We start from the raw sequence: 2,007 nt of genomic DNA, 5'->3' as shown, positions 1-2,007 counted from the left end.
ACCGGCCAGTGGACCGAAGGCCCCTACACCTGGAACACCGGCACCGACCTCCCCAGCGACGACACCGACACCGATCCAGCCGCACTCATCGCCGACGTGATCCGCGACCGGCTCCTCCCCGCCAGCATCCGCAAGCCCCGCCACGTCGGCGACACCCCCTGGGAGGACCCCGACGTCATGGCCGCAGAAGTCGCCCCCGCCCCCAAGCCCCCGGCAAAGAAGGCCCGCGCCCGCAAGCCCCGCAAGAAGACCCCGGTCGCGGCCTGAGCCGGAGGAGAAACCGATGAACCCAGACCTCGAAGACGCCTGCGAAGACTGCGGCGCCCCCGCCGGCGGCTACTGCTACGCCAACTGCCGCGGCCCCGCGTACACACCAGACCTCGCCCGACGGCTCACCGAAATCCGACGCGACCGAGCCAACCCCACCAGGAGTTCGTCATGACGACCACCATCGAGCGCACCCGCGAGAAGACGCTCCGCCAGATCCGCAGGATCCTCGCCAGCCACCGCGACCCCAGCGCCTTCAACGACGACGAGCTCCACCGCATCGCCACCGGCCTCGCCGACGCCGAAGCCCGGGACCGCGCGTTCGCGCTCATCTACCCCACCGAACTCGCCAAGGCGCGAGCCCTCTGGGACCACGTGGCGAGACGCTGCACATCCACCGGCTACACCCCCTACACCCCGCCCGTTCACACCCTCCGAGCCTGGACGCACTGGATAGCTGGAGACCACCGGACAGCCCGAAAGGCGGTACACGAGGCCCTCGCCTTCGACCCTGACTACCGCCTGGCGCTGCTCCTCAGCCGCGCCTTCGATCGCCCGGATGCGCAGAAGACGGTGACCGACGTTGTTCGTCGGGTGCTTGAAGTTCGCGACCAGCACCCTGAGGGCAGGGGCTGACCCTCAACGAGAACTCCCGATACGTGCCCAGCCTGGGCGGTATCGTGAATGCAGTGGCAGCGACTTGCCACGGTTCGCCTGAGGCCCTGACCCCACCCACCGGGGGCAGGGCCTTCGTGCGCTGGAATGAGAATCCGTCCGTCGGGGCATCCGCCCCATATTCGAGATCGCGTTCCGACCGGCGCAGTTGGCGGTCTGGCCCTCGAACAGCCGCTGTTGGGCTGGTTCCAGCGCCGAGGGTGTGACCACCGTGTGACCGGAAGGGTAAGGAAGGCCAAAACCCGAGCTGGAACCCTGGATCTTCCAGACCCCGTTTCACCAGCCATAACTAGATAAGTGGATCTAGGTGGAACTCGGACCGCACGGCGCGAACCAGACTCATAATCCGTCGGCCGTGGGTTCGAGTCCCACCCGCCCCACTCCGAGGTACCGCTGCAGGAACGTTTCAAGCTGGCGAAACGATGCGGCCCCCGATCCGTCGGGGTGATGGTTCGAATGTGTTCGCCTTTGCGGCTTCTCATCCCCCGCCGCAGATGTGCGCAGGAGCAGGTCCCGGCCCGCGTCGCGGTGCGATCCTGGAGTGAAGCAGCTCGTGGAACGCACGCAGGGTGTGGGGGATCTCCATGGTGGATGCACTGCTCTTGGCCAATCAGATCGTGCCGTATGTGACCGCGGCCGTCGGGAGTTACGGAACAGCCGTGCTCACCCGCGCGAGCGGGGCCGGGGCGGACGCGACCGTATCGCTCGGCACGCGGATCCTGCAGAGGATCTGGCGGCGCGAGGACAGCCGGGCCGATATCGAGCGGGCCGTGCGGGACGCGGTCGCGGCGCCCGAGGACGAGGACTTCCAGGCCGCGCTGCGGGCCCAGATCAAGAGGGCGCTGCGTGACGACGCCGAGTTGGCGGCCGAGATCGCGGGGCTGCTTCCGCAGGCCGGGGCTTCGGTCTCCGCGTCCGGCGACGGTGCTGTGGCCGCCCAGCGCAACGAGGGCGTGATCAGTACGGGCGACAACGCCACCATCCAGCGATGACCCAGCCGATGCCGTGGGTCCCGGAACCCCTCAGCCCCTCGGTGACGTTTCCGGGGGCGGGGTCGTCCGGGGT

General features: G+C 68.7%; 3 protein-coding genes. All 3 read left to right on the top strand.

The window, feature by feature from the left end:
• Positions 1-267 (top strand): hypothetical protein (locus J0695_RS37455; protein WP_206969225.1); only part of this gene is annotated, 267 nt, incomplete at its 5' end.
• 39 nt (positions 268-306) lie between these two features.
• The gene (locus J0695_RS37450) at positions 307-903 is read left to right on the top strand and encodes a DUF4192 family protein (protein WP_206969226.1); all 597 of its coding nucleotides are present in this window, start codon (positions 307-309) and stop codon (positions 901-903) included.
• A 623-nt stretch (positions 904-1,526) separates the two neighbouring features.
• Positions 1,527-1,934 carry a hypothetical protein gene (locus tag J0695_RS37445; protein WP_206969224.1) on the top strand — a complete coding sequence of 136 codons (408 nt, stop codon included), beginning with the start codon at positions 1,527-1,529 and terminating at the stop codon, positions 1,932-1,934.
• The last annotated feature ends 73 nt before the right edge of the window (positions 1,935-2,007 follow it).

Source organism: Streptomyces beijiangensis, from assembly GCF_017315755.1.
Lineage (GTDB): Bacteria > Actinomycetota > Actinomycetes > Streptomycetales > Streptomycetaceae > Streptomyces > Streptomyces beijiangensis.
Note: the sequence above shows the minus strand (reverse complement) of the source record. Positions and strands in the feature narration are given on the sequence as shown.